General features: G+C 32.2%; 1 protein-coding gene. It reads right to left on the bottom strand.

Annotated features, from left to right (window positions below; genetic code table 11):
- The coding region (gene pheT / locus Q0352_RS12590; protein WP_299528002.1) for a phenylalanine--tRNA ligase subunit beta at nucleotides 1–1,968 on the bottom strand (1,968 nt) is incomplete at its 3' end.
- Nucleotides 1,969–2,062 lie beyond the last annotated feature (94 nt).

A 2,062-nucleotide genomic window follows, 5' to 3' on the forward strand; every position in this document is an offset into this window, starting at 1 on the left:
ATCATTTTTAGTTGGAGTTGTTTTAACATTTTGAACACCTAAACGCTGTAATAATGCACTAACAATTCCTTTTAAATAAAAGAAGTCAGACGATCTTTGAGAAAGATTCCAACTATCTTTTGTTCTATTACCAGAAACAAATAATGTCAAATGTTTTTGCTCACTATAACCACTTTCAAAATGATGGTATGTTTTCCCAAATTCAAAGAATTTTAAAGAATTATTTTTTCTGTTAATATTATAAATTACAGATTCTAACCCGCTGAATAACAACGATTGACGCATTACACCTAAATCACCACTTAAAGGATTGAGCATCGTTACATTATGCTCTGAATTTAGCATTTCTGTTAATGAAACATAGCCTGCTTTCGTCAAAGAGTTTGCCATGGTTTCATTAAATCCTTGAGAAATTAATTGATTTGCTACTACGTTTTCAATCTTAATAGCATCAAATTCCGAGAAAGAAATAGACGTATTTAGCTTATGAGAATACTCAACATTGTTATAACCATATACACGCAAAATTTCTTCAATTACGTCAGCTTCTCTTGTAACATCTACTCTATATGAAGGAATGGTTAACCCTAAACCTCCATCAGTAACACTATTAAATTTTATATCTAAAGAAGCTAAAATATTTTTAACTGTTTCTCTTGGAATTGGAGACCCAATTATTCTATCCATTTTCTCATAAGAAAGAAAAACTTGAAAATCTTCTATTTTTATTGGATACAAATCAACAATCTCTGAAGAAACTTTCCCTCCAGCGACTTCTATAATTAAATTTGCGGCTCTTTTTAGAGCATACTCCGTCAAGTTTGGATCTATTCCTCTTTCAAACCTAAAAGACGCATCAGTATTTAACCCATGTCTCTTTGCTGTTTTACGAATAGCAACTGGGTTAAAATAAGCACTTTCTAAAAATATGGATGTTGTATTTTCAGTTACACCTGATTGCAAACCTCCAAAAACACCAGCAATACACATTGGATCTTCATCTCCATTACATATCATTAAATCTTCTTCATGCAACTCACGTTCAACGCCATCTAATGTTGTAAATTTTGTCCCTGTTGGTAATGTTTTAACAATTACTTTTTGAGCTCTAAACTTTGTTGCATCAAAAGCGTGTAATGGTTGCCCTATTTCATGAAGTACATAATTTGTAACATCAACAATATTATTTATGGGTGTTACACCAATAGCCTTTAATTTATTTTGAATCCATTCAGGAGATTCTTTCACAGTAATATCAGAAATTGTAACACCTGTATATCTTGGCGCTTTTTCAATATCCTCTACAACAACGTCAAATTTTAAAGTTCTATCATCTACGTGAAAAACACCACTAACGGAAGGTGAAATTAACTCCAATGTCACATTTTGTTGAATAAGTCCTGCACGTAAATCACGTGCAACCCCAAAATGACTCATTGCATCAGCTCTATTAGGTGTTAATCCAATTTCAAAAACTAAATCTTTCTCTATATTAAAAACTGTGGCTGCTGGAGTACCTGCTATTAAGTCATTCTCTAAAACCATAATTCCATCATGGCTTTTACCCAAGCCTAATTCATCTTCGGCACAAATCATTCCATGACTTTCTTCTCCTCTAATTTTCCCTTTCTTTATAACAAAGCCTTCGCCTTTAGCATCATACAAAGTAGTTCCAATAGTTGCTACGGGAACAGTCTGTCCAGCAGCTACATTAGGAGCCCCACAAACAATTTGTATTGGAGTGCCATTTCCTAAATCTACTGTAGTAAGTTTTAATCTATCTGCATTTGGGTGTTGAATACAAGTTAAAACTTTACCAATTACGATACCCTCCAAACTTCCTTTTATAGATTCAACGGTTTCAATTCCTTCAACTTCAAGTCCTAAATCAGTTAACAATTCACCTGTTTTTTCAGCTTCCCAATCAACCTTTAAAAATTGTTTTAACCAATTGTATGATATTTTCATTTTTAATATTATTTTTTTCGAAATGCAAAGATAATCATTACAAATTAAAAGTTTAAAGTTTGAAGTGTAAAGTTTAAAGTGTAAAGTGTAAAGT

The organism is uncultured Lutibacter sp., from assembly GCF_937891065.1.
GTDB lineage: Bacteria > Bacteroidota > Bacteroidia > Flavobacteriales > Flavobacteriaceae > Lutibacter.